Source organism: Shinella sp. CPCC 101442 (genome assembly GCF_024704725.1).
Lineage (GTDB): Bacteria > Pseudomonadota > Alphaproteobacteria > Rhizobiales > Rhizobiaceae > Shinella.
In genome coordinates this window covers 20,031-44,363 of sequence record NZ_JALIQS010000001.1, presented here as the reverse complement: position 1 = coordinate 44,363, position 24,333 = coordinate 20,031, and the positions used below count along the sequence as shown (strand labels likewise).

The window sequence follows — 24,333 nt, the reverse complement described above, 5'->3', positions numbered from 1 at the left end:
ATGTCCGCCGTCACCGCCGATCTGGCCCCTCCCTTTTCGCTGCCGCGCCATGCGGGAACGCTTGGCGTGCTCGCCGTCGCCTATCTCGTCGTGCCCTTCATCGGATCGAGCTATCTCTTCGAGGCGATCCTGCTGCCGTTCCTGGCGCTCAGCCTCGCTGGCGTCGGGCTCAACATCCTGACGGGTTATGCCGGCCAGGTCTCGCTCGGCTCGGCCGCCTTTATGGCCGTCGGCGCCTTTGCCGCCTACAATTTCAACCTGCGGGTCGAGGGGCTGCCGCTGGTCGCCTCCATCGTGCTCGCCGGCCTGTCTGCGGCGGCGGTCGGGCTTGTGTTCGGCCTGCCGAGCCTTCGACTGCGGGGGTTCTACCTCGCCGTCTCGACGCTAGCCGCGCAGTTCTTCGTGCAATGGGCGCTGACGAAATTCAGCTGGTTCTCCAACAATTCGGCCTCCGGCGTCATCGATGCGCCGCCGCTGTCGCTTGCCGGCCTCTCCTTCGAAGGCCCCGTGGGACGCTACCTCTTCGCGCTGACGGTGGTGGCCGGCCTTACCTTCCTTGCCTATCGCCTCGTCTCCTCGCAGACCGGCCGCAACTTCATCGCGGTGCGCGACAACGAGACCGCCGCGCGCATCATTGGCGTGCCGGTGCTGCGCACGAAACTGCTCGCCTTCGCCATCTCGTCCTTCATCATCGGGGTCGCCGGCGTGCTCTGGGCCTTCGCCTATCTGCGCACGGTCGAACCGGCCGGCTTCAATCTCGACCGGTCGTTCCAGATCCTCTTCATCGTCATCATCGGCGGCCTCGCCTCGATCCGCGGTGCCTTCTTCGGCGCGGCGCTGATCGTGGTCTTCCCGCTGGTGCTTTCCCGGCTTGGGTCTTTCCTGCTGGGCGACGTGTTCGATTCCGGCGTGCTCGACATGACGCAGCGCATCGTCATCGGCGCCTTGATCATCCTCTTTCTGATCCTTGAGCCCGATGGTCTCGTCGCGCTCTGGGATCGCCTGAAATCACGCATAACGGCCGCCTTCCGGCGGGCGTGAGATCCGAAGCCTTCGGCTTCCAACAACAAAAGCCTTTGAACCCTCGAAATCAACACGGACGGCCGAGCGCCAGCCGACAGACGGAGTGTGTCCAACATGACCCTTTACACCAAGATCAGAGCCGCCGCCTTCGCCGCCGGCATCGGCCTTGCCGCCATCGCCTTCCCGGCTCAAGCCGACGAGCAGCATTTCCCTCTGCAGAGCTACCGCGTCGGCCCCTATGCGGCCGGCGGCACCGGCTTCTTCGGCGGCTTCATCGATTATCTCAACCTCATCAACATCAGGGACGGCGGCGTCAACGGCGTGAATCTCACCTGGTCGGAGGCCGAAACCCAGTATGAGGTGGAACGCGGTGTCGAGGCCTATGAACGCCTGAAGAGCAATCAGGGCATCGCCGCCTGGAACCCGCTGTCGGTCGGTATCGCCTATGCCATGATCGACCGGATCACGCAGGACAAGGTGCCGCTGATCACCATCAATCATGGCCGGACCGACAGCACCGACGGCCGCGTCTTCCCCTATGTCTTCCCGCTGCTGCTCAATCCCTACAGCGAGACCTCGGGCATCGTGAACTACATCGCCTCCAAGGAAGGCGGCCTTGAGAGCCTGAAGGGCAAGAAGATCGTCGTGCTCTATCACGGCTCGCCCTATGGCAAGGAAACCATCCCGATCTATGAACTGCTCGCCGAGAAATACGGCTTCGAGCTGCAGCAGATCGAGGTGCCGCATCCGGGCAACGAGCAGCAGTCGCAATGGCTGACGATCCGCCGCGCCAAGCCTGATTATGTCGTGCTGCGCGGCTGGGGCGTGATGAACCCGGTGGCCCTGAAGACGGCGGCAAAGACCGGCTTCCCGGTCGATCATATCATCGGCAATGTCTGGTCGAACTCGGAAGAGGACGTCATTCCGGCCGGCGATGCGGCCAAGGGCTACACGGCGATCACCACGCAGGCTTCGGGCGCCGAATATCCGGTCGTCAAGGAGATCGTGAAGACGGTCTACGACGCCGGCAAGGGTAACCTCGAGGACAAGGGCCGCATCGGCTCCGTCTACCACAATCTCGGCATCGTCAACGGCATCCTCAATGTCGAGGCGGTCCGCATCGCGCAGGAAAAATTCGGCAAGCGCACGCTGACCGGTGACGAAGTCCGCTGGGGCTTCGAGCACCTCCAGCTCGACCCCGCCCGCGTCGAAGCGCTGGGTGCCAAGGACCTGTTCCACTCGATCAACGTCACCTGGGACAATCACGAGGGCAATGGTTACGTGACCTTCCAGCAGTGGGACGGCAAGAAGTGGAACGTCGTTTCGGACTGGATCGCGCCGGACTGGGCTCTGCTGCGGCCGATCATCGAGAAGTCCTCTGAAGCCTATGCCGCCGAAAAGGGCATCACGCTTCGCACGGCCGAAGATGCGGGTGCCGCGACGAACTGATGCCTCTGGCCGCGCGCCCTACCGCGCGGCCCGCGGCCGGGCATCGGGAGGCTCTCTCCTCGCCGTGCCCGGCCGCAAATCCCCCGAAACCCAATAGAGGCGTTCGACATGACTGAGGAAAACCGGCTGCTCGCCGTGGAGGACGTCCATGCGACCTACAACCATTCTATCACTGCCCTGCACGGCGTGACGCTTTCGCTGGCGCGCGGTGAAATCCTGGCCATTCTCGGAGCGAACGGTGCCGGCAAGACGACGACGCTGAAGGCGGTCTCGAACCTGCTGCCGGCCGAACGCGGACAAATCCTGGCCGGTCGCATCCTGTTCGAGGGGCGCGATGTGGCGCGCGAGGCGCCGGCAAGCCTGGTGCGGCGCGGCCTCGTGCAGGTGCTGGAGGGGCGGCACTGCTTCAAGTCGCTGACGGTGGAGGAAAACCTCGTTTCCGGCGGCCTCGGCCGCAGCGCCTCCCGCGCCGAAATCGCCACCGACCTCGAGAAGGTCTATACGCATTTTCCGCGGCTCAGGGAAAAACGCCGGGTGCTTTCCGGCCTCACATCCGGCGGCGAGCAGCAGATGACGGCGATTGGTCGGGCGCTCATGTCGCGCCCCAGCCTGCTGGTGCTCGACGAGCCCTCGATGGGGCTTGCGCCCCTCGTCGTGCAGGACATTTTCCGCACGCTGAAACGCCTCAACCGCGACGAGGGCCTGTCGATCCTCGTGGCCGAGCAGAATTCGGCGGTCGCGCTCACCTATGCCGACAGGGCGGTCATTCTCGAAAACGGCGTCAGCGTGCTCTCGGGCAGCGCCGCCGAACTCAAGGCTCGCGATGACGTCAAGGCCTTCTATCTCGGCCACAAACCCGTCGCGGCCGCGTCCGCTCTTGCCCATTGAACCCAACCCGAAGAGGAGACTTGCGATGACCATTTCCAACGTCAACACGAAGGATGCCGTCGAGGGCGTTCCGGCCGTGCCGCGACCGAGCGAGCCGGCCCATATTATCAGGAGCGATGCCGAGGCGATCGCGGTCGCGAAAAAGATTGCAGCCGAGATTGCACCGGGAGCGGCGATCCGCGACCGCGACCGCATCTGGCCGGTCAAGGAACTCGATGCCTTCTCGCAGAGCGGCCTGTGGTCGATCAACGTGCCGAAAAAGTTCGGTGGTCCGGACGTCTCCTATGCGACGCTTGCCAAGGTGATCGAGATCGTCTCGGCGGCGGATTCGTCCATCGGCCAGATCGCGCAGAACCATCTCGGCGTCGTCGCGGCCATCCGCACGGTTTCCGACGAGGCACAGCAGACGCTGCTCTTCGCCGAGGTGCTGCGCGGCACGCGCTTCGGCAACGCCTTCTCCGAATTCGGCTCCAAGCGCGCGGCGGATTTCGAGACGAAATTCATCGACGCCGGCGACCATGTCGTCGTCACCGGCCAGAAGTTCTATTCCTCGGGCGCGCTGCTTGCCCATCTCGTGCCGGTCGTCGCGCTCGATGAGGAGGGGCGTGCCTGGTATGCGATTGCCGAGCGCGATGCGCCCGGCCTCACCGTCATCGACGACTGGTCTTCCTTCGGCCAGCGCACCACGCTGTCGGGCACGGTCATCCTCAACAATGTGAAAGTGCCGAAAACCCATCTCGTGCCCGGCTACAAGGGCTATGCGGTGCCGACGGCCGACGGCGCGATCTTCCAGATCATCCAGGTGGCGGTGGATACCGGCATCGCGCAGGCGGCAATCGACGAGACCGTCTCATTCGTGCGCACCAAGAGCCGCGCCTGGGTGGACAGCGGCCTGGAGCGCGCCTCCGACGATCCCTACACGATCCATGCCGTCGGCGACCTGACGCTGAGGCTCCATGCAGCGCAGGCGCTGCTGGAAAAGGCCGGCCATGCCATCGACCGCGCGATCGAGAACCCCAATGCCGAGACGGTCGCCGAGGCCCAGATCGTCACCGCCGAGGCCAAAATCCTGTCGACGGAAATCGCGATTGCCGCGACCAACAAGCTGTTCGAGCTGGCCGGCACACGCTCGACGCTCGCCGAGCATCACCTCGACCGCCACTGGCGCAACGCCCGAACCCACACGCTGCATGATCCCGTGCGCTGGAAATACGCCATCCTCGGCAAGTATTTCCTCAACGACGAAAAGCCGCCGCTTCATGCCTGGAGCTAAGGCATATTGCGATCGCTCCGAAGGTCACGGATTCCAGGACTTTGTCTTCAGGCATGTCGCGCAAACTCTTGCGCGACATACTGCTCCGACTCATTTTTGCTGACGTACAGCTCCTGCGACGCTCCGATCCATTGTGTCCGCAGCGGACCGGGTTTTGCTCTCTCCTACCTCGAGCGTTTGATGAGCTTCGGGCGTAGCGCGCATCATCATCTCGATGTCCACGCCTATGGGCGGTGGCGTGATCGTCTTGAGCAATTCGGGACGCAAGCCGTCCCCTCGCTGAGCGGCAATGGCATTTAAACCCGACAGCATGGTCATCATGGCTTCCCTCCTTCATTGATCGACGACGGTGCGGCCGTCACACCGCATTGACGTATCTGAGTGCTGCGGAGTGCCCCCAGATACGATGCCGGGGCGGCTCGCCCTTGGGGTCATCGAGCGGATCAACGTCCGGAAAGAGCGCCCGCGCCCGCAACGTCTCGGAGATCCGATCCGGGCCGAGGACGTGTTCGAGATCGTTGATCTGGGCGGCCACCCATTCGACCATCCGCCCCAATTCGGGATGCGAACTGTCGTCCACCGGACGGGCATAGGCGCTGATCCAGCGCTGCAATCCGTCCGCGCGCCGTTGTGCATCAACGAGGTTTGCGAGCAATGCCAAGCGCGCGCTCTCGCGCTGGCGGCGTGCTGCCGCCATCTGCTGTCGGAGGCCAAGCTCTTGCGGATCGTAGATATCTGGGATGTTCATTTGCTGCTCCATCGCGCTTCTGTCACCGACGATACGGTTGCTGTTCGGGCAAATGCGCTCCGAATATTGCTTTCAAATCGAAAATTGGTGTCCGCACCGAAAGAGATGCCACCGACCGATATTTGATTTGGAAGCAAGGATCGGAGCGTCAGGCAGCACATCGCCTTCTAAGCTCGTTTCACAGCGAACGAAGGAGGTCAGGACGATGCGTGAAACTATTCGATTTGCATGGGGAGATAGCTCCCTTGGAGACTTTGTCGCCGCCGTGTCGGACAAGGGGATCGTGGCGCTCGAATTCAGCGCGACCCGCATCGCGATGGAAGACGCGCTGCGCACCCGTTTTCCGGAAGCCGCACTCGAACCCGGCCAGCAGGAACTCGCCAGCGTGATCGACATCGTTGGCGGCGTGATCGACGACCCGGCGCGGGCGTGCGATCTCTCGCTCGATCTGCGCGGGACACCGTATGAGGTGCAGGTCTGGCGCCTGTTGCAGGAAATTCCCGCCGGCCAGACCACGAATTATGGGACGCTCGCGGCCAAGCTCGGCTCGCGCGATCCGCGGGACGTGACGGCTGCGATCGCCAGCAACCCGATCGCCGTGATCGTGCCGTGCCATCGGGTCATCAAGAAGGACGGCTCGATTTCCGGCTATCGATGGGGTGTCCGGCGTAAGCGGGCGCTTCTGGTGCGCGAGCAGCACGCCACGGGGGAGCGAGATGCCGGATGTTCCCACGGCTGAACCGCTGCAGGTCATCCGGCTGTCGATTGAGTCCGTGTCTGGCTGCGGCACGTGCCATGCACCTGGCACGCAGCCGAGGCGATTGCCTGTATGCGCGCTGGCGGCACATTCGAGGATTGGGCCCGGCTCTATGCGCTTGATCCCGGCTGGCAGCGACGATGGTCTGCACTGGCCGGCAGCGATCAGAACATTCGTCGTACTTTGCAAAGGCGCCCGGCGCCGCGGTGATCACGACGCCGGCTTTGCACTGTCATCGTGCGTCGTGAAAAATGATCCCGACGGTATGGCGCATGCCGGAGCGGATGCGGCTCACCCCGTGGCGCAGGTTCACGCGGTAGTTTCCCTTCGTCCCCTGGACCGGACGGTTATGAACGGCGAAGGCGACGGCGTCGCCCTGACGAAGCGGTACCACCTCGACGCGGCTCTGCATGCGCGGCCGCTGTTCGGTCAGCGCGAATTCGCCGCCGCTGAAGTCGCGGCCCGGCTCGGACAGCAGGATCGCCACCTGGATCGGAAAGGCAAGGTCGCCGTAAAGGTCCTGGTGAAGGCAGTTGAAGTCCCCGGGGACATATTGCAGCAGGAGCGGCGTCGGTCGGGTCTGGCCTGCGTTGTGGCATTGCCGCAGGAATGCGGCGTGCTCGCCGGGGAAACGTTGTTCCAGTCCCATCCGCTCGTTCCAGGCATTGGCGACTTCGGCAAGGCGTGGGTAGAGCGCCGTGCGCATGCCGTCGATGAGATCGGGCAACGGATATTTGAAATAGCGATATTCGCCCTTTCCGAAACCATGTCGCGCCATGATGACATGGCTGCGGAAATGGCTTTGGTCTGGATAGAGCGACGCAACGCTGCTGCATTCCTCCGATGTGAGAAGACGGGGAAGAACGGCGCAGCCGAAGCCGTCGAGCTCGCCGTCGAGCGCCTTCCAGTCATAGGCGGCAATCCGTGCCTCCGGGGATGCATTCGCGGAGGCTGGAACCCTATCGATCGCAGACGTGTTCATGCCGAGGTTTCCTTCTCGATGAGGATGCGCTTGCGCTCGAGCCCCCAGCGATAGCCGGAGAGCGCGCCGTTGCTGCGCACCACGCGATGGCACGGAATGGCAAGCGCGATCGGATTGGCGGCACAGGCGGCCGCGACGGCGCGTGGATGCGAGAAGGGGCTCAGCCAATGGGCGAGTTCCGTATAGGTCACCCTGCGGCCGACGGCGATGGTCTGCAGCTTTTCCCAGACGCGGCGCTGGAACGGCGTGCCGCGCGTGTCGAGCGTCAGCTGCAGGCCGTTGGCGGGCTTTGCGATATAGCGCAGAACCCTTGCTACATCGTCCTTTGCCATAGCCTCGCTCGCAACGAGCGTTGACTGCGGGAAGCGAGCGGCAAGATCCGCCGCCAGTTCCCCGGCGTCGATGCCCAGCAGGATCGCGCAGACACCCTTCGTGCTTCGCGCGATCAGCACCTTTCCGAGTTCGCAGTCGGCGATCGCGTAGGAAAGAACGTCGGCCGCCGTTGGCGTGACGTTGGCCAGTGGATCCGGCCGCAGCGTGTCGGTTCCGATCATGCAATTCATCACCGTATCTCCTTGTTTCGTCTTCACGGTCGAACCTATGTCCTTCGCCGATCCCCCGAACTCCGATCCTTGTTTTCAAATTGAAGTTTGTTCTGAGGCGCGGAAAAAATGCCGCGCTGCTGCGCTCGACCTACGAATAGAGTTTCGAGCCACACCACCCGCTCACGCGCGGCGTTCCGGCTGGTTGCCGCATCAAGCGAGCCTGAGGATCGCCGTTTCTGCGAGAAGATAGGTCTCGCCGGAGGCGAAGCGGATTTCGAACTCTCCATTGTCGAGCATTTGCAGTTCGGCATAGCCGGCGACCACGAGCTGGCCGATATAGGTCGTCACGAATGTCTTGTCCGGGTTGCCCCGGGCACCTGCAACGAGCATGTCGATGGCGCTGGTTTCGGACCGTCTGCACCGGCCCGCCCTGGCGCTGAATCCGCCTCGCGAAAACATGAGCGTCGGCTTCCTTGCTTCGGTCGTTGCGGCGAGCAGATTTTCGAAATCCGACGATCGCCTGTCGCCCCCCGATGAACGACATACCTGGCCATAAGGCGGCTCCGGCGGCACTCCGATTGTTGTCGCCAAACTGAAAGAAGATCGGGGTGCTATAGAGCGCCTCGAAAGGTGAGGTTGATGCGCATCCGCCCGACGGTCTCATGGATGCCGTCCCTCAATTCGGGAACGCCGTGATGGAAGAGCCGCGACGGGCCGCCCCAGACGGCTACATCGCCGTGCCGCAGCGCATATTTCCTCACGGGATCGTTCCGCTTCAGGCCTCCGAACTGGAATGTCGCCGGCAGGCCGAGCGATACCGACACGATCGGATTGGCGAAGTCGCGCTCGTTCTTGTCCTGGTGCAGCGAAAGGCGGGCGCCGGGCTCGTAACGGTTGATCAGGCAGGCGTCCGGGCGAAAATCGGGATAGCCGGCCCGTGTCGCCGCATCGACCGCCAGGTCGAAGAAGCATTTCGGCATGGAAGGCCACGGTCGTCCGCTTGCGGGATCATTGCGGTCGTAGCGATAGCCGGTGCGGTCCGTAACCCAGCCGGCCGCCCCGCAATTCGTCATCGCGACGGACATGGTGAAGCCGCCGGGTGTGACCATGTGCCGGAAGGGTGAGTGGGCGACAATGTCGCCGAGCGCGGCCAGCAGATCCTTTTCGTAGGGCAGGGCCACTGCGCGCAGCAACAGCGCGCCGTCCGCCATGACCTCGGTTTCGGGCGAGGTTGGTACGAGCGTGTCAAAAAGGTCGGGCATCGTCGGGCCTGTCAGGTGACGGGTTGATCGAAGGGTGAAGAATGGGTCTGTAGCCCGCGAAGAACGCCATGACGGTGGACGGCGGCGTCAGCAGCCAGTCCGCATCGTGAAGAACCCGGGCACGGCCATATCCGTTGTCGGTCCAGCGATAGGCCAGACCGGCGCAAAGCGTGTAGGCATAGCCATCCAGGGCAACGACTGCACCGTCAGGCAGATCGGACAGCAGCAGCTTCAACGGATGCAGGCGCTTGCGGCCATGCTCGAGGCGCTCGGCATGCAATACGGCATCCATCTGTTTGGCGGAGGGCGGCGGCTCGGCTCTGGCCGATGCCCAGCACGTCCGGAACCGTTCCGCAGCTTCGCGCCGGCAGAGGAAGCAGGGGCGGTGACCGGCAGCCAGCGCCACGGCCTCGTCGAGGAAAAACAACTCGGTCCAGCTCCGGCCGGCCATCACATTCCGTCGGCGCCCCTTGAAATCGCAGGTGCAGACGAGCCAGGCTCGCGTCGTCCAGTGCCTCCGCAACAACGTCTGCGTCACAGGGTCGTGAATGATGCCGCGATTGCCTGTGAAAAGGCCGCGCTGAGAAATGGCGACGATGCTACCGTAGGGCGTAACGCGATTTTGACGCGGCATGGCGTTCTTCCCGGAGCCGTATCTACGTCAACACGTTGCCGCGCTCGCGCGGGATGCGCCAGAGATACCAGGCCGCGACCGTACGATGAGGCGACCAGATCCTGGAGAGTTCGCGCAGCGCCTTGGGCTTCGGCTGTTCGGGTAGCGATTTCAGCACACGGTAGCCTTCGCGAACGCCGAAATCGTCGGCGGGCAGGACGTCCCTCCGCTCCAGCGAATACATCAGCAGCATCTCGACGGTCCAGCGGCCGATGCCCTTGATGACAACCATGCGCTCGATCAGCGCCTCGTCGTCCATTGTGACGGCGACGTCGCGGGTGGGGATGAGGCCGTCAATCGTCCCTTGCGCGATCGCTTTGATGGTGGCGATCTTGCTGCCCGAGAAGCCACAGGCGCGAAGCGGGTCGAATTCCGCCGCACTGAGATCTTCCGGGGTTGGAAAATCGCGGCCGTCGAACAATCCCTTGAGCCGGCCGATGATCGCATCGCCGGCCTTTGCCGTCAGTTGCTGGTAGGCGATCGCCCGGACGAGCGCTTCGTAGGGCTCCCGGGCTGCTTTGGGATCGTGCCGGCAGGGGCCGACCAGTTCGATCAATCTGGCCCAGTCGTCGTCATGGCTGGAGAGAAAGGCAACGGAGTCGTCGTAGCGTGAAAAGGGGCTCATATGTCTCTTTCCGGTGACGTCATGCGCTCTGGAGCACTTCCCGATCGAGTAGAACGCGCTTGCGATCGACGCCCCATGCGTAGCCGGAAAGCGCACCGTCGTTGCGCACCACACGATGACAGGGAATGGCGACCGCGATATTGTTTGCCGCGCACGCGCCGGCGACGGCCCGCGTGGCGTTCGGCAAGCCGATGCGGCGGGCAACGTCTGAATAGGATACGCGCCCGCCGACGGGGATCTCCTGCAGAGCCTGCCATACCCGCCGCTGGAAGGCCGTGCCGCGAACGTCGAGCGGCAGATCGAGGCCGACGCCCGGATTCTCGACGAAGCCGCAGACCTTGGCGATCAACGCCTCGTAGTCGCGGTCCATGCCGATCAGGCGCGCCTTGGGAAAGCGATTCTGAAGATCGCGAACCAGCGCATCCGGGTCGTCGCCGAGCAGGATCGAGGCGACGCCCTTCGCGCTGGAGGCGACGAGGATCGCGCCGAGGCAGGATTGGCCGACCGCAAACTTGATATCCTCATTGACGCCGCCCTCGCGATACTGCGTCGGCGTCATGCCGAGCATGCCGTTTGACTTCTCATAGAAGCGGCCGCTGGAATTGAAGCCGGCGTCATACATCGCCTCGGTGACGCTCGTGCCGGTTTCGAGACCCTCACGCACCTTTTTCGCACGATGGCCGGCGGCATAGGCCTTCGGGGTCAGTCCGGTCGATGCCTTGAAGATGCGATGGAAATAGCTCGGGCTGCGCTCGACAGCCGCGGCCAGGTCCTCCAGCGACGGTTCGTCCTCGCTCTCCTCGATAAGGCGGCAGGCCTTGGCGACGAGCGAAGCATTCTCGCATTCGAGCGAAGGACCATCAGGGTTGCAGCGCCGGCAGGGGCGGAAGCCGGTCGCCCGCGCGCTTTCGATCGTATCGTGCAGCGTGATGTTCTTCGGATTCGCCGTGCGTGACGGACATGAGGGGCGGCAATAGACGCCGGTTGTCGAGACGGAATACCAGAGCCGGCCATCGGCGGATTTGTCACGCGCGACGATCAGCGCCCAGCGGGGATCATCCGCTACGGCAGGGTGCTGGACGCGAAGGGGTGATGCGGGGCGAATGTTCATGTCCATGGTCTTCCACTCGAATCTGTCCTGGCGCGATCCTGCTTTCCGTCTTCGCTGATCACACTCCGATCCTTGCTCTCGAATCGAACAAAAACCACCCGGTTCTTGCGCAGCCTCTCGACAGAGCGTCGGGCCGGCTGCGAGGCGCAAAGCAGATGAGGCTCGCGCCGGGGACTGCGCGAGCCTCAGTTCTCTCGATCAAGCGTGCCCAACAGGGCCGCGCTATCAGGCCTTCCGGATCAGCTCGAGTTGCATCATCGCCGTCAGGCCGTCGCCGAGGCCATGCGCTTCAACGATCATGCCATCGACCACCTTCGGCACGGTCTTGTCGGTATGGACCGGGCATCGTTCTTGAAGCACCACAATCTGGTTCATTCGGTGAGCCGATGTGGCAACTATCATGACAATGCCGTGGCTGAGAGCGTCTTCAATCTGCTGAAGCGGGAGCGGATAGGCCGAAAGGTCTATCGTGCAAGAGACGACGCCAGGCAGGACGTGTTCGAAGAGCAGCAGAAAACGTAACGCGAGGATGTCTACGAAACTAGGGGCTATTCAATCAGACGATCTCGACATGCACTTTGGAAGCGCGAATAAGGTCCAGTTTGTCCGGCGGTATATCGCCCGTGAGGATGACCAGGTCAAAATCCGTGATCTCGGCGACATAGTTCAATGCGCTGAATTGGAATTTTGTGGCATCGGCAAGCAAAATGCGCCGTCTTGCAACGTGCATCATCGCCTGCTTGGCGCGAACCACGATCTCGTCCGGGGTATAGAGCGAAAGGCCCTGGATCGTGGTTGTGGACAGGATCGCGACGTCGACGTGATAGGAGCGTATGGCCTTTTCGCAATTGGCGCCAAAATAGCCGTTATAACCCGGATGATAGCGTCCGCCGGTTGATACCAGATCGATCTCGGGTAGGTGGCGAAGCCTTTCCAGGATCGGCGCCGCATTGGTGACGACCGTCAACGGCGCAACCTCCGGCAGAAATTCGCTGAGATGGTAGGTGGTGGTGCTGTCGTCGATCATCACGGCATTGCCGGGCTCTAGATGCGCAAGTGCCGCGCGTGCCAGCCGCTTCTTGTCCTCCACGTTCTTGCGGCCGCGATAGTTATAGCTGCTCTCGAACAGCAGGGATTTTTCCGCCGAAACCGAACCGCGCAACCGTCGGACGAGACCTTCCTTTTCCAGCACGGACAGGTCGCGGTGAATGGTCATGAGGCTGACATCCAGCATTTCGGCCAGATCGCGGATCAAGGTCGACGACCCGCTCATCAGAACCTGGATGATTTTCGTGCGCCGCCGTTCCGCCTTTGAGGATGCGGCGTCGGTGTCGACATCGAAATTGTTATGATCTGTCATCGCGCGCCCTGCTGAATTTAACATTTTCTGTATCAAGCAATTTCGATGTCTTGTCTATTAGTTTCTGAAATTTGAGAAATACACGGATAAAAGTCAATATTTACAACTTGTTGCGCTGAGGCTTTCTGGATCGGCATTTATGGTGCGAATGTTTCTTTTCACATTGCAGATTTCAAAAATGTCGCATTGCAACATAAATTTCGATATAGATAACAAAATAATTGATATCTCTCACCGGGCCTGCTAGGAATTGAGCATCGGGGTGGGAAGGCCACCGGCAAAATCTAAATCTTCGCCTACAGGCGAAAAAACATGTTTCCAGCTCGCGAGCCTATCGGTTCGTGGCGTTGGAAACGCGCGTCAGCAGACGGCCGCGCAAGGCGGCACAAGAGAGGATGACATGGCAGATCTGGACGATATCAAGGATGGCAAGGATTGGGGCCGCGACCGGCCGGCCGATACGTCGCGCTTCTTCCTGAAGGGCAACGCCCACCATGACTGGGGCATGAAGGCGCGGCTTTCGCAAGTCTTCCGCCCCGATACCGGACGCACGGTCATGCTGGCTTTCGACCACGGCTATTTCCAGGGCCCGACCACCGGTCTGGAGCGTCTCGACCTGACGATCGCTCCGCTCGCCGCACATGCCGACGTGCTGATGTGCACCCGCGGCGGCCTGCGCAGTTCCATCCCGCCGGACGCGCTCAAGCCCGTTGTGCTGCGCTGCTCGGCAGGCAATTCGATCCTGACGGAGCTTTCCAACGAGCTTGTGAGCGTGGATATAGACGATGCCATTCGCCTTGGCGCTTCGGCCATGGCCGCGCAGGTCTATATCGGCGCGGAATATGAGCACAAATCCATCGCCAACGTCGTGAAGCTCATCGATGCCGGCACGCGTTATGGCATCCCGACCATGGCCGTCACCGGCGTCGGCAAGGCCATGGCGCGCGATGCCCGCTACTTCGGTCTGGCCACGCGCATCGCGGCCGAAATCGGAGCGCAGTTCGTCAAGTCCTACTATGTCGACGAAGGCTTCGAGCGTATCACCCTCGGCTGCCCGGTTCCGATCGTCATTGCCGGTGGCAAGAAACTGCCGGAACGCGAGGCTCTGGAAATGGCCTATCGCGCCATCGACCAAGGTGCGGCCGGCGTGGATATGGGACGTAACGTCTTTCAGTCGACCGATCCGGTGGCAATGCTGACCGCGCTGGCGGCAGTCGTCCACGAGGGGCGCACTGGCGCGCAAGGCTATGAGCTCTTCCAGGACCTGCACGGTAAGGCGGCGGCGTGACGCCGTCACCGTAAATGAGCGGGGAGCCGGGCCCGCGCGGCCCGGCAACAGAAATCAAGGATCATCGCATGGAAAATCTCTGGAACGAGGCCGAGGCCGGCGAGGCCGCAACCGGCCTGGATTTGCGGGCCTACTCGTCGCGGCTCATCGGGCGTGATCCCGCCATGGTGCTGCATGGTGGCGGCAATACGTCCTACAAGGGTCTCGCCACCGACCGTTTCGGAGCTGAACAGCAGGTGATCTGGGTCAAGGCCAGCGGTTTTGATCTGGGCACGATGGGGGTGGAGGGCTTTACCGCGCTCGACCTTCCCGCCGTACTCGCCCTGGCTGAACTTGAAACACTGTCCGACAGCGACATGGTTGCCGAGGTCAAGCGGGCGCGCCTCGATCCGCAGGCGGCGGCGGCGTCCATCGAAGCCATTGTCCATGCGCTGTTTCCTGCCGCCTATGTCGACCATTCCCATGCGGACGGCGTGCTCACCGTCTCCAACAGCCTGAACGGCACGGCGCTGCTCAGGGAGATCTATGGTCCGCGCGTCATGATCCTGCCTTATGTCAAGCCGGGGTTCGATCTGGCCCGACAGATGCGTATGGTGATCCTTTCGCCGGAATTCGCTGAGGCCGATGCCATCATCCTCGAACATCACGGCGTCTTTACCTGGGGCGATACGGCCCGCCAGAGTTATGACCGCATGGTGGCGATTTGCGCACGCGCCGAGGATTGGCTTGCCAGCCACATTCCGTCCCTGCCGGCCGCCCCGCAGACCGAAACCGATCCGGTCGTCATCGCCCGGCTGCGCGGCGCAGCAAGCCGCCTTGCCGGTCGGGCCCAGATTTCGCGTCCAGCGGCGGCCCTGCCCGTCGCGGAAATCGCTGATGTCGCCCGGCTTTCGCGCCACGGCACGCTGACACCGGAACATGTCATTCACAACAAGCCCTTTCCAGCGGTCGTCCACGATGAGCCGGAAAAGGCGCTCGAGGATTTTGCAGCCGAATACCAGGCCTATGTTGCTCGCGGTGACGATGCGGGTCTGATGCCGCTGCCGCCGCATCCCCATTGGGCGCTTCTTGCCGACGGCGCCGTGCGCAGTTTCGGGCCGACGCTGGCACGCGCGCGCGTCTCGGCGGACGTGGCGGCGGCTAATTTGCGCGCCCTGCGGCTCGCCGCCCGCCTTGGCGGCTGGCAGGGATTGGAAGACGGTGACCTGCGCGCCCTAGAATATTGGGAGCTGGAGCAAGCCAAGCTCCGCGCCCAGGGCGCCCTGCCCCCCCTGGCAGGCAAGATCGCAGTTGTGGGTGGTTGTGCAACGGGTATTGGCCGCGCGACAGCCGAGGCATTGCGCGACCGCGGCGCGGTGGTGATAGGGCTGGATATCAATCCCGCCGTGAAGGACCACATGAACCGTCCCGGCTATGACAGCATAATCGTCGAACTGACCGACGAGGCGAAGGTAAGCGCCGCTCTCCGGCAGGTGGTCAACGACTACGGCGGCCTCGACATTCTTGTTTCCAACGTGGGTATCTTCCGCGCTGGCGCCAATATTGAAGTGCTGGAGGACGCGGCCTGGGATGCATCGCTGGCCGTCAATCTGACATCGCACCGCAAGCTCCTGAAGCAGTCGATCCCGTTCCTGCGTCACGGCGTCGAGCCGAGCGTCATTCTCATCGGCTCCCGCAACGTGCCGGCGCCTGGTGCCGGCGCTGCAGCCTATTCCGTATCGAAAGCGGGACTGACGCAGTTGATGCGCGTGGCAGCCCTTGAACTCGCTCCCGAAGGGATCCGGGTCAACGTCATTCACCCCGACGGCGTCTTCGACACCGACCTCTGGACACCGGAGGCGCTGGCCACTTCGGCGCGGCGCTACGGTTTGACGGTGGAGCAATACAAGGCGCGCAACCTGATGCGGACGGAGGTGACGTCTAAGGATGTCGCCCGCGCCGTGGCAGCTCTTGCCGACAGTACGTTTTCCCGAACCACGGGGGCGCAGATTCCGGTGGACGGCGGCAATGACCGGGTCATTTGAGCCGGGAGGAGCACAACACCAGAAAAGGATGGCTGCGTGAAACCAGCCATTGAGGAGCAACAGCAGGATGATCCGGTTGTGAAGCAAGTACCAGCACTAAAGGAGGATATGATGCGAGGCTTTTTGAAGGGACTGACAGCGGTATCGGCGCTCTGCCTGATGGCAGGTGCAGCCGCGGCCAAGGACTACAAGGTTGCCGTTATCCGGTGGGAACCGAACGACATCTATTTCAACGGCGTCGCGCTCGGCCAGCAGCAGGAAGCCAAGCGCATCCAGACCGAAAGCGGCGACACGATCACGTTCAACGTCTTCGGCGCGAACGATGCCGGCCAGCAGCTGAAGGCGCTTCAGGCGCAGTTCGACAGCGGCGTCGATGGCGTGCTTCTCACCTCCTGGCGTGGTGAAGCGATGCGCAGCATCGTCAAGCAACTGCAGGAAGCCAACATTCCCGTCGTGACGACCAATGCCTGGGTTCCCGGCGTGAAGCAGACCTTCGTCGCGTTCGACAATGAAACGGCCGGTCGCCTTGGCGGCGAGGCTCTGATCAAGCGCCTCGACACGCTACGCGGTGAGGGGTGGGCCGAAAAGGGTGGTGTCTTCATCGAACTGCGCTGCATCATCACCGCCTCCTTCGATATTGCCCGCCACACAGGCTATCGCTCTGCGCTCGATCCGATCGCGGCCAAATATCCCGGCGTGAAGATCGTCGAGCAGGAGGCAGGCTGCGACGGCGGCAAGGCACGCAAGATCGTTGACGACGTGATCTCGCGCGAAGGCGCCGACAAGATTCTCGGCATTGCCAGCATCGACGGTACGATGGGTATCGGCGGTGCGGTTCCGGCCTTCAAGGCGCAGGAACTGCTTTTCCCGATCGACGATCCCAAGCATATTCCCGTCGCGACGATCGATGGCACGGTGCCGGAATTCCAGTCGATGGCGCGCGGTGAGATCGACCATATCTCCGTTCAGCCTGCGACCGGCGAAGGCATCATTTCGATGCGCATGCTTTACACGCTGATGTCGGGCAAGGCATTGCCGGACGAGGCCAATGTGCTGCTCAAGGGCGAGGAACCGGTCTGGGCACCTGTCAAGGTGCTCACGCCCGAGGCGATCGAAGGTTCCTGGTACCAGACGCAGGCTTACAGCGTGCCGGGTGATGCGAACTATGACGACCCGCGCAACTGGGCGAATGAAATGACGGTCGAGCAGACAGGCAAGATGCCCGACTTCGGCAAGTAACCGCGTCAAGACTGCGAGCGCGCAGGCGCTCGCAGTCATTCTCGCAACAGGAGTTTCCATGACACTGGACCCTTCGCTGAGCTTTGCCGTGCAAGGCGTGACACGCCGGTTTCCGGGCGTTCTGGCGGTCGATTCCGTTGATCTTGACGTCCGCAAGGGCGAGATACACGGCCTGATCGGCAAGAATGGCGCGGGCAAGTCGGTGCTCGTTTCCCTGGTGGCCGGATTGCTCGCACCGAGCCAGGGACAGATCGTCACTGACCGGGGTGCCCTGACGCCGTCACAATCCGGGCCGTCTCGGGCCAAAAAGCTCGGCATCGCACTCGTCACCCAGGAACCGGCCTTTGCCGCAGACCTCTCGGTTGCGGACAATCTCTTCATGGGCCGGCATCCGGGCGGTCGACTGAATTTCCTATCGCCCGGCATAACACGCCAGCAGTCGGCCGATGTGATCGGGCAACTTGGCCTGCGTGCTCGGCCCGAAGACCGCATGGGCGACCTGCCGCTTGAAACCCAGCAGCTTCTTGCCTTCGGCCGTGCCGTCTTTATCGAAAAGGCGCGTACCATCCTGCTGGACGAGATCACGGCCTCCCTGACCAGCGAGCGCAAGGAAAGCCTCCTGCGTCTCCTGCGCCGGTTGATCAACGACCAGCCCGACCTGTCTTTCACCCTGATCTCGCACCATGTCAGCGAAGTCATGGGGTTTACCGACCGCGTATCGGTGATGCGCGACGGCGAGCGCGTCGCGACGCTGGAGACGGCGAAAACGACCGGCAGGGAACTGGCCGACTGGATCGTCGGCGATGTTGCCCGCACCGAGATCAACTATACCGACCAGCCCGAATTTTCGGCCAAACCGGTTGTGAAGGTTCAGGCGCTGAAGGCTGGGCGTTCCCTCATACATCTGGATTTCGAGCTTCACCGCGGTGAAGTTTTGGGCTTCGCCGGCCTGGAAGGCTCCGGCAAGGACGCGGCCATCGAAGCGCTCTACGGATTGGTCCCGAACTATGGTGGATCAATCGCGATGGACGGTGCCGACGTGCAGATGAAAAGCCCCAAGGCGGCGCAGACGGCCGGCGTTTCCTTCCTGCCCAAGCACCGCGAGGAGCAGGCGGTGATCCAGAACCGGTCGGTGCTGGAAAACGCGATCATCGCCGGGCTTCCCGTGCTCACGAACCGGCTGGGCTTCGTGCGCCGTGCGGAATGCGAAGCCGTTGCCCGCTCCATCGTCACGCGCCTCAAGGTCAAGACGCCGGGTCTCGACGTGCCCATCGACGGGCTGTCGGGTGGCAACAAGCAGAAGATCCTGCTCGGGCGCCTGTCGCTGACGGCGCCGCGACTGGTGCTTCTGAACGAACCGACGCGCGGCGTGGATATTTCCGCCAAACCGGACATCCTCAAGATGATCCGGGAGGACCTGTCGCGCGATGCGGGCGTCATCATGATCTCGGAAAGCGAGGAAGAGCTGGCCGAGATCTGCGACAGGATCCTGATCTTCTATCAGGGACGGGTGGTCCGGGAGTTGAAGCGCGGCAAACCGGGTTTCGATGTCGAGACGATCTACAAGGCGATACAGGGTGTTGAGGTGCCGGCATGACTTCGGTGAATAAATTCATTTTTCTCGTTCTGGAAAAGCATCTGATCTGGGCCCTGCTCGCGCTGTTGTGTCTGGCCGGGTTGGCGGTTCCGGGCTTTCTGTCGGCGCGCAACATTCTCAACGTGATGTGGGCGGCAGCTCCGCTCGGCTGCATGGTGCTCGGACTGTTCTTCGTCCTTCTGACCGCGAATGTGGACCTGTCGCTTGAATCGACTTTCGCCTTGGCGCCGGCGCTGGCCATCGTTCTGTTCTTCCAGAGCCTCTCCCTGGACAGCTACCCCATTCTCGCCGTGCTCGGCACGCTGTTGTTCGGTGCGCTGGCAGGGCTGGTGAACGGCATCTTCTCCGTCAAGCTCAGGGTCAGTTCCTTCCTCGTCAGCCTCGGTACGATGCTGTTAATGCGCGGCATCGTGGTCTACCTGATCCCGGAAGGGATCTATTATCTGCCCGAGGGCTACGTCTATCTCGGTTCGGCAAAGCTGTTCGGCATCATGCCGGTGGCCGTGCTGGTGTGGATCGCGATCTTCCTCGTCGCCTGGCTGCTGATCGATCGCCACCGCCTCGGCAAGGATATTCTCGCGCTCGGCAACAACGAACATGCCGCCTTTGTCGCCGGCGTGAACATCGAGCGGACGAAGATCATCTGCTTCGCCATTGCAGGCTTCCTCGCGTCGCTCGGTGGCCTTCTCGAGGTCGGTCGCCTGGAATCCGTCGTGGCCGACATGGGGCAGGGCGACATCATGATGGTCTTCGCAGGCACCATCCTTGGCGGCACGGCAATGACCGGCGGCAAGGGCAATGTCGGCGGTGTCTTTGCCGCGGTGCTGGTGATTGCCATCATCGAGAACCTCATGAACCTGCATGGTGTACCGCCCTCGATCCGGCAGGTCGTCTTCGGCGCCGTGCTTCTGGTGGCGATCTATCTGGCGAGCCTGCAGGAAAGACTGCGCCACGCCCGGCTGGAATCCTGACATGACGGCTTATCTTCTCGGGCTCGACAGCGGCCTGACAGTCACCAAGGCCGTGGTCTTCCGGGAGGACGGCAAGGTCGTCGCCCTTGCCCGGCGCGAGATCGCGCAGATCAAGACAGTGCCCCGCCATGTCGAGCGGGACATGACGGACCACTGGCACGCCTCCGCCGGGGCCATTCGCGAAGCGCTGGAACGTGCAAGCGCGATCGTCGGTGCCGAGGTTCGTCCCGCCGCCGTTTCGGTGGCCGGGCATGGCGACGGCCTCTATCTGCTCGACCGCGCCGGAGCACCACTCGGCCTTGCCGCAACGTCGCTCGACAGCCGGGCGCAAATGCTGCTGCAGCGCTGGGACGACATTGGCGTATCGGCGCGCGCCCTGGAACTGACCGGGCAGCGGCCCTTTCCGTCATCGCCGGCACCCTTGCTTGCCTATCTGCGGGACGAGGAGCCGGAGCGGTATGCGCGCATCGGCGCCATCCTGTCCTGCAAGGACTGGCTGCGCTATTGCCTGACCGGCGAGGTGGCCACCGATTTCACCGAGGCCAGCGTCGCCTTCACCGACATCCGGACCCAGCTCTACAGCAACGCCGCGCTCGAACTCTTCGGGCTCGGTGCCATTGTCGACGCCCTGCCTGATGTTCGTATGCCATGCGCGGTTGCGGGACACGTGACCCAGCAGGCTGCGGCCGCCACGGGTCTCGCCATCGGGACGCCCGTTGCGACGGGGCTGCACGACGTCACCGCTTGTGCGGTCGGATCTGGCGTCACCAAAGCCGGCACGATCGCGGTGATCGCCGGTACCTACTCGATCAACGAAATGCTGGTCGATGCGCCGAAAATCTCGGTCGGCTGGAATGCACGCAACGGACTTCGGCCGGGCCAATGGATGAACATGTCGGTTTCGCCGGCCTCCAGTGCTAACCTCGACTGGTTCCTGGCCACGGCCGCACGTGATGCGCTGGCGGGTGGAAATCCTTTCGCCACACTTCAGGCCGAACTGGACGCCGTTGCCGATGACCCTTCCGACATCGTTTACCTGCCGTATCTCTACGGATCGCCCCATGCCGAAGACGTGCCCGCCGCTTTCCTCGGCCTGCGGGGCTGGCATGGGCGTGGCCACATGCTGCGCGCTGTGGCGGAAGGAATTGTCTTCAATCATCGCCACCACATCGATCTGATCGACCCCGAAAGGGAGGTCGGTCGCGTACGCCTGACCGGGGGAAGCAGTCGCAACCCCTATTTCGGCCAGCTCTTTGCCGATGCGCTGGACCGCTGCATCGAAGTGCCGGAAATGCCTGAAGCCGGCGCCCTCGGTGCGGCCATCGCGGCCGGCATCGCCGCTGGCGTCTATGGCGGGTGGGAGGACGCAAGCCTGCGCACCACACCGCAATTGCGCACCTACCACCCTGGAGAGGCCGTGGTGCGGCTTGAGGCCGGTTACGGCCGCTATCGCGAAGCCGTCGGCACCATCATGAAGCGGCACGAAGAGAAGACCCCATGACTGCAAATGAACCCACGCGCGAGGCGCATCTGGCTGCCTTGCGCCGCACCGGGCACGTTCCTGTCCTGATCGTCGGCGGTGGCGTCAACGGCATGGGAACATTCCGCGATCTTAGTCTTCAGGGTGTCGATTGCCTTCTTGTCGAGCAGGGCGATTTCTGCTCGGGCGCCAGTCGCGCGCCGTCGCGCATGATCCATGGCGGGCTGAAATATCTTGAGACGGGCGAATTCCGTCTCGTCCGGGAATCCGCAGCCGAACGCAACAGACTGCTGCTCAATGCCGCGCACTATGTCAGTCCGCTGGAAATGATCATCCCGATCCATTCATGGTTCGGCGGGGTGGTGCCGGCGTTGCGCAAGTTTCTGCGCATGCCGGCGAAGATCACCCAGCGCGGTGCATTCGTCATCAAGTTCGGGCTTTGGCTTTATGATCTCTATGGCGCGCTGAACCGCGTCATGCCGCGCCATCGCATGATTGCGCGTCAGGATATCCTGCGCGAAATCCCGGATCTCGACCCCTCGCTGAAGATCGCTGCCTCCTACTACGACGCCTGGATCACATCGCCCGAGCGGCTCGTCCTGGAACTGGCACTGGACGGAATGGCTGCCAAACCCGGCAATATTGCTCTCAACCATCTGCGTTTCAGCGGGGTGAAAGGCGATCGGGTCGAACTGCAGGACGTCGACAGCGGCGAGACCTTTTCCCTGACCTGCGATGTGCTGGTCAATGCTGCCGGTGCATGGATCGACCGGGTGAATGCCTGCGCATCTCAATCGCGCAAGATGATCGGCGGCACGAAGGGCAGCCATCTGATGCTCGACCTGCCCGCACTGGCGAAAACCCTGCATGGCCGAATGATCTATTTCGAGGCCGATGGCGGACGCATCTGCATCCTGTCGAACTTCATGGGACATGTCCTGCTCGGTTCCACTGACATACCGGTCGATGATCCCGATGGCGTGATTTGCGACGATGACGAGGTGAATTATCTTCTGGGGGCGTTCCGTCGGCTCTTCCCACAGGTGCCCGTCGACCGGTCGAACATCTTTTTCAGCTATGCTGGCGTTCGCCCGCTGCCGGCCAATGACGCGAGCGACCCCGGCGCGGTCAGCCGTGATCATTCCATGCCCGAACTTCCTCCGGACGGGGAACGAAAGTTCCCCATCCTTTCGCTGGTCGGAGGAAAATGGACGACTTTCCGCGCATTCTCCGCTGAGGCAACCGATGAAATCCTCGGGCGCCTGGGCAAGCGTCGGTCGTCGTCCACGGTGGATGTCCCGATCGGCGGCGGTGCGGGTCTTTCCCAGGCAACGGCTCCCACGGAAAAACTGCTTTCGACCATCACGAAGGATCACGGACTTGCCCGGCAAAGAGCGCACCAAATCGTCAACCGCTATGGCACGCGTGCAAAACTCCTGGCGCCAGCGCTGGCCGCAGGTGAAACGTTCCTCGCATCCTTGCCCGAATTCTCAGAGGAGGAGATCGCTTTCATCTGTGAAACGGAACTGGTCCTGCACGCTGAAGACTTCCTCTTTGGTCGCACCTCTGTTTTCCTGGAGCGCCCGCTTGACCACGCGGCACTGAGCGAGTTGGTCAACGCAATCGGCTCCGTCCGCGGCTGGGATGATGTGCATCGGGCGGTGGAACTTGCGCGGTTGATAGAACGGTACCGCAAAATCCATAGAGTGGAAGTCTCGGCGCTACCGAACCGAAGGCCGCAATTTGTCTAGGTTCGAACGTCGAGCGCACGACCGTCAAAGACCAATCGCTTCGGATGTTCATTTACACGTTTGCGCGATCAGGGCGGCAGTGGCGCCGGGATCGCCGGTCAACCCGAAAACAGAATGTTAGCTGACAGAATGATTGCGCCCCATGAGGGGATCGGCAGGTCGAGCTCCATGGGCATGGGGATGCTAGCGATCGTCGTGGCGAAGGTCAGCCAATCGTCACGGTTCTAATCTCCTCGTCCAAAATCCAGTGCCCATGAGCGGAGATCTCCGTGACCAGCTCGGCCAGTTGATTTTGAACAGCCAAAACAGCGTTGCTGGTCTGGCTTCTTGGCGCGGTGGATAGAACAAACTTCCTGTAGAGGGCAGGGCTTGAAATCAGTGCGCTTGAGAAACCGCGAGGGCCGCCCTCGGACGCCGTCAGGCTCCATCCCATGACGGTCATGCCCAGGCCTTCGCGAACGGCGGCTTTGATACTGCCAGCGCCTTCGATCTCAATGTCGACATTCAGCTGGAAACCGGCTCTCTCGGCCTCGCGCTCCATGAGTATCCGGATCGCATGCTTTCGAGAGGGAAGAATGAGCGGCATCCGCGCCAGCTGTTGAAGTGCAATTTTCGGTTTTCGTCCCTTGAAGTAACCTTGAGGGCCAAGAACATAGAGGCTTTCCCTGAAGCCGAATGGAGCGTTGTTCCCCGCAATGTCCGACAGATTGAGCGCGATGTCATAGCTGCCAGCCTCCAGGCCTGCCCGTAACGTCTGACTGTCGCCTTCCCGTAGGATGAGGCGGAGGCGCGGGAATTTCTCCCGGCAAGTCTTGATGAGGCGAGCCGACAGAATAGGCGCTATCGAGCTGACGAGACCCAGGATGACGTCCCCGGAAGGAACCGCGGATTTTTCCCGCGTCGCATGCTCCGCGCGCTGTATCGCATGCAGAATGCTCTGACAGTGAACGAGCAGCGTATCTCCGGCTTCGGTCAGCTCCATTCCGCGTGCGGTGCGCGTCATCAGCTTTACGTTCATTTCGTCTTCGAGAAGACGGATATGGTGGCTGAGGGCAGGCTGCGCGATTCCGAGTTCCGCCGATGCCTTTGTGAGCGAGCCGTGTTCGGCAATGCTGACAAAGTACCGCATTCGAATGACAGTCAGGATCAATGCGAGCTCCCTCAGAAAACGCAACGAAATGGATCGGATTGCCTGAAGTATAAAAAAAATCTATCGCAGGCATTAGCATTATATATTTGATTGATTTCAATGCGCAATATACCCCTCCTCCAACGACTGCAACGCGC

At 62.3% G+C, this 24,333-nt stretch carries 24 protein-coding genes and 1 pseudogene; 13 read left to right on the top strand and 12 right to left on the bottom strand.

The window, feature by feature from the left end; genetic code table 11:
* From MUO32_RS00230 to MUO32_RS00215, 4 genes are all read left to right on the top strand, one after another.
* Nucleotides 1–1,041 (top strand): branched-chain amino acid ABC transporter permease, encoded by a 1,041-nt coding sequence (locus MUO32_RS00230; RefSeq protein WP_257946231.1) that lies wholly within the window; start codon nt 1–3, stop codon nt 1,039–1,041.
* A 96-nt stretch (nt 1,042–1,137) separates the two neighbouring features.
* Complete coding sequence (locus MUO32_RS00225) at nt 1,138–2,472, top strand: ABC transporter substrate-binding protein (RefSeq protein ID WP_257946230.1); 1,335 nt, start codon at nt 1,138–1,140, stop codon at nt 2,470–2,472.
* A gap of 108 nt (nt 2,473–2,580) precedes the next feature.
* Nucleotides 2,581–3,360, top strand: a complete 780-nt coding sequence (locus MUO32_RS00220; RefSeq protein WP_257946229.1) for an ABC transporter ATP-binding protein — start codon at nt 2,581–2,583, stop codon at nt 3,358–3,360.
* 25 nt (nt 3,361–3,385) lie between these two features.
* Nucleotides 3,386–4,633 carry an SfnB family sulfur acquisition oxidoreductase gene (locus tag MUO32_RS00215; protein ID WP_257946228.1) on the top strand — a complete coding sequence of 416 codons (1,248 nt, stop codon included), beginning with the start codon at nt 3,386–3,388 and terminating at the stop codon, nt 4,631–4,633.
* Nucleotides 4,634–4,723: 90 nt separating this feature from the next.
* Here MUO32_RS00215 and MUO32_RS00210 read toward each other — a convergent pair whose 3' ends face one another.
* Nucleotides 4,724–4,954 (bottom strand): hypothetical protein, encoded by a 231-nt coding sequence (locus tag MUO32_RS00210; RefSeq protein WP_257946227.1) that lies wholly within the window; start codon nt 4,952–4,954, stop codon nt 4,724–4,726.
* Between the two features lie 37 nt (nt 4,955–4,991).
* Nucleotides 4,992–5,381 carry a hypothetical protein gene (locus MUO32_RS00205; protein ID WP_257946226.1) on the bottom strand — a complete coding sequence of 130 codons (390 nt, stop codon included), beginning with the start codon at nt 5,379–5,381 and terminating at the stop codon, nt 4,992–4,994.
* Between the two features lie 205 nt (nt 5,382–5,586).
* Between MUO32_RS00205 and MUO32_RS00200 the strand changes: the two genes are divergently transcribed.
* The gene (locus tag MUO32_RS00200; protein WP_257946225.1) at nt 5,587–6,120 is read left to right on the top strand and encodes a methylated-DNA--[protein]-cysteine S-methyltransferase; all 534 of its coding nucleotides are present in this window, start codon (nt 5,587–5,589) and stop codon (nt 6,118–6,120) included.
* Nucleotides 6,121–6,370: 250 nt separating this feature from the next.
* Here the strand turns inward: MUO32_RS00200 and MUO32_RS00195 are convergent, their stop codons facing one another.
* From MUO32_RS00195 to MUO32_RS00160, 8 genes are all read right to left on the bottom strand, one after another.
* Complete coding sequence (locus tag MUO32_RS00195; RefSeq protein ID WP_257946224.1) at nt 6,371–7,120, bottom strand: 2OG-Fe(II) oxygenase; 750 nt, start codon at nt 7,118–7,120, stop codon at nt 6,371–6,373.
* Entirely contained in the window at nt 7,117–7,683 is a 567-nt protein-coding gene (locus MUO32_RS00190) for a methylated-DNA--[protein]-cysteine S-methyltransferase (protein ID WP_308311238.1), read from the bottom strand. Before MUO32_RS00190 ends, MUO32_RS00195 begins: the two co-directional genes overlap by 4 nt.
* A gap of 192 nt (nt 7,684–7,875) precedes the next feature.
* Entirely contained in the window at nt 7,876–8,013 is a 138-nt protein-coding gene (locus tag MUO32_RS00185; RefSeq protein WP_257946223.1) for a hypothetical protein, read from the bottom strand.
* Between the two features lie 263 nt (nt 8,014–8,276).
* The gene (gene alkB / locus MUO32_RS00180; protein ID WP_257946222.1) at nt 8,277–8,927 is read right to left on the bottom strand and encodes a DNA oxidative demethylase AlkB; all 651 of its coding nucleotides are present in this window, start codon (nt 8,925–8,927) and stop codon (nt 8,277–8,279) included.
* Nucleotides 8,911–9,561, bottom strand: a complete 651-nt coding sequence (locus MUO32_RS00175; RefSeq protein ID WP_257946221.1) for a hypothetical protein — start codon at nt 9,559–9,561, stop codon at nt 8,911–8,913. Before MUO32_RS00175 ends, alkB begins: the two co-directional genes overlap by 17 nt.
* A gap of 22 nt (nt 9,562–9,583) precedes the next feature.
* Complete coding sequence (locus tag MUO32_RS00170) at nt 9,584–10,225, bottom strand: DNA-3-methyladenine glycosylase (protein WP_257946220.1); 642 nt, start codon at nt 10,223–10,225, stop codon at nt 9,584–9,586.
* 19 nt (nt 10,226–10,244) lie between these two features.
* A complete protein-coding gene (gene ada, locus MUO32_RS00165) occupies nt 10,245–11,336 on the bottom strand; it encodes a bifunctional DNA-binding transcriptional regulator/O6-methylguanine-DNA methyltransferase Ada (protein WP_257946219.1) in 1,092 nt (363 codons plus the stop codon).
* A 225-nt stretch (nt 11,337–11,561) separates the two neighbouring features.
* Nucleotides 11,562–11,711 carry a hypothetical protein gene (locus tag MUO32_RS00160; RefSeq protein WP_257947175.1) on the bottom strand — a complete coding sequence of 50 codons (150 nt, stop codon included), beginning with the start codon at nt 11,709–11,711 and terminating at the stop codon, nt 11,562–11,564.
* On the opposite strand from MUO32_RS00160, the pseudogene MUO32_RS00155 reads away from it, so the two are divergent.
* Nucleotides 11,673–11,840 (top strand): annotated as a pseudogene (locus MUO32_RS00155) (IS3 family transposase); the annotation flags it as partial. The gene MUO32_RS00160 and the pseudogene MUO32_RS00155 overlap by 39 nt on opposite strands.
* A 52-nt stretch (nt 11,841–11,892) precedes the next feature.
* Here MUO32_RS00155 and MUO32_RS00150 read toward each other — a convergent pair.
* Nucleotides 11,893–12,696 carry a DeoR/GlpR family DNA-binding transcription regulator gene (locus MUO32_RS00150; RefSeq protein ID WP_257946218.1) on the bottom strand — a complete coding sequence of 268 codons (804 nt, stop codon included), beginning with the start codon at nt 12,694–12,696 and terminating at the stop codon, nt 11,893–11,895.
* 400 nt (nt 12,697–13,096) lie between these two features.
* Between MUO32_RS00150 and lsrF the strand changes: the two genes are divergently transcribed.
* The 7 genes from lsrF to MUO32_RS00115 all read left to right on the top strand — a co-directional run bounded on the left by lsrF (nt 13,097) and on the right by MUO32_RS00115 (nt 23,046).
* Nucleotides 13,097–13,984, top strand: a complete 888-nt coding sequence (gene lsrF, locus MUO32_RS00145) for a 3-hydroxy-5-phosphonooxypentane-2,4-dione thiolase (protein ID WP_257946217.1) — start codon at nt 13,097–13,099, stop codon at nt 13,982–13,984.
* Between the two features lie 68 nt (nt 13,985–14,052).
* Nucleotides 14,053–16,008 (top strand): SDR family oxidoreductase, encoded by a 1,956-nt coding sequence (locus MUO32_RS00140; protein WP_257946216.1) that lies wholly within the window; start codon nt 14,053–14,055, stop codon nt 16,006–16,008.
* A 111-nt stretch (nt 16,009–16,119) separates the two neighbouring features.
* Nucleotides 16,120–17,247, top strand: coding sequence for a sugar ABC transporter substrate-binding protein (locus MUO32_RS00135; RefSeq protein WP_257946215.1), 1,128 nt, complete (start codon nt 16,120–16,122; stop codon nt 17,245–17,247).
* Nucleotides 17,248–17,305: 58 nt separating this feature from the next.
* Nucleotides 17,306–18,844 carry a sugar ABC transporter ATP-binding protein gene (locus MUO32_RS00130; protein ID WP_257946214.1) on the top strand — a complete coding sequence of 513 codons (1,539 nt, stop codon included), beginning with the start codon at nt 17,306–17,308 and terminating at the stop codon, nt 18,842–18,844.
* Complete coding sequence (locus MUO32_RS00125; RefSeq protein WP_257946213.1) at nt 18,841–19,815, top strand: ABC transporter permease; 975 nt, start codon at nt 18,841–18,843, stop codon at nt 19,813–19,815. Before MUO32_RS00130 ends, MUO32_RS00125 begins: the two co-directional genes overlap by 4 nt.
* Before the next feature lies 1 nt (nt 19,816).
* Nucleotides 19,817–21,316, top strand: coding sequence for an FGGY-family carbohydrate kinase (locus MUO32_RS00120; RefSeq protein WP_257946212.1), 1,500 nt, complete (start codon nt 19,817–19,819; stop codon nt 21,314–21,316).
* Nucleotides 21,313–23,046: a glycerol-3-phosphate dehydrogenase/oxidase gene (locus tag MUO32_RS00115; protein WP_257946211.1), complete on the top strand. Its 1,734-nt coding sequence runs from the start codon at nt 21,313–21,315 to the stop codon at nt 23,044–23,046. The genes MUO32_RS00120 and MUO32_RS00115 overlap by 4 nt, the downstream gene beginning before the upstream one ends.
* A gap of 205 nt (nt 23,047–23,251) precedes the next feature.
* Here MUO32_RS00115 and MUO32_RS00110 read toward each other — a convergent pair whose 3' ends face one another.
* Complete coding sequence (locus MUO32_RS00110) at nt 23,252–24,196, bottom strand: LysR family transcriptional regulator (RefSeq protein WP_257946210.1); 945 nt, start codon at nt 24,194–24,196, stop codon at nt 23,252–23,254.
* Nucleotides 24,197–24,333: the final 137 nt, after the last annotated feature.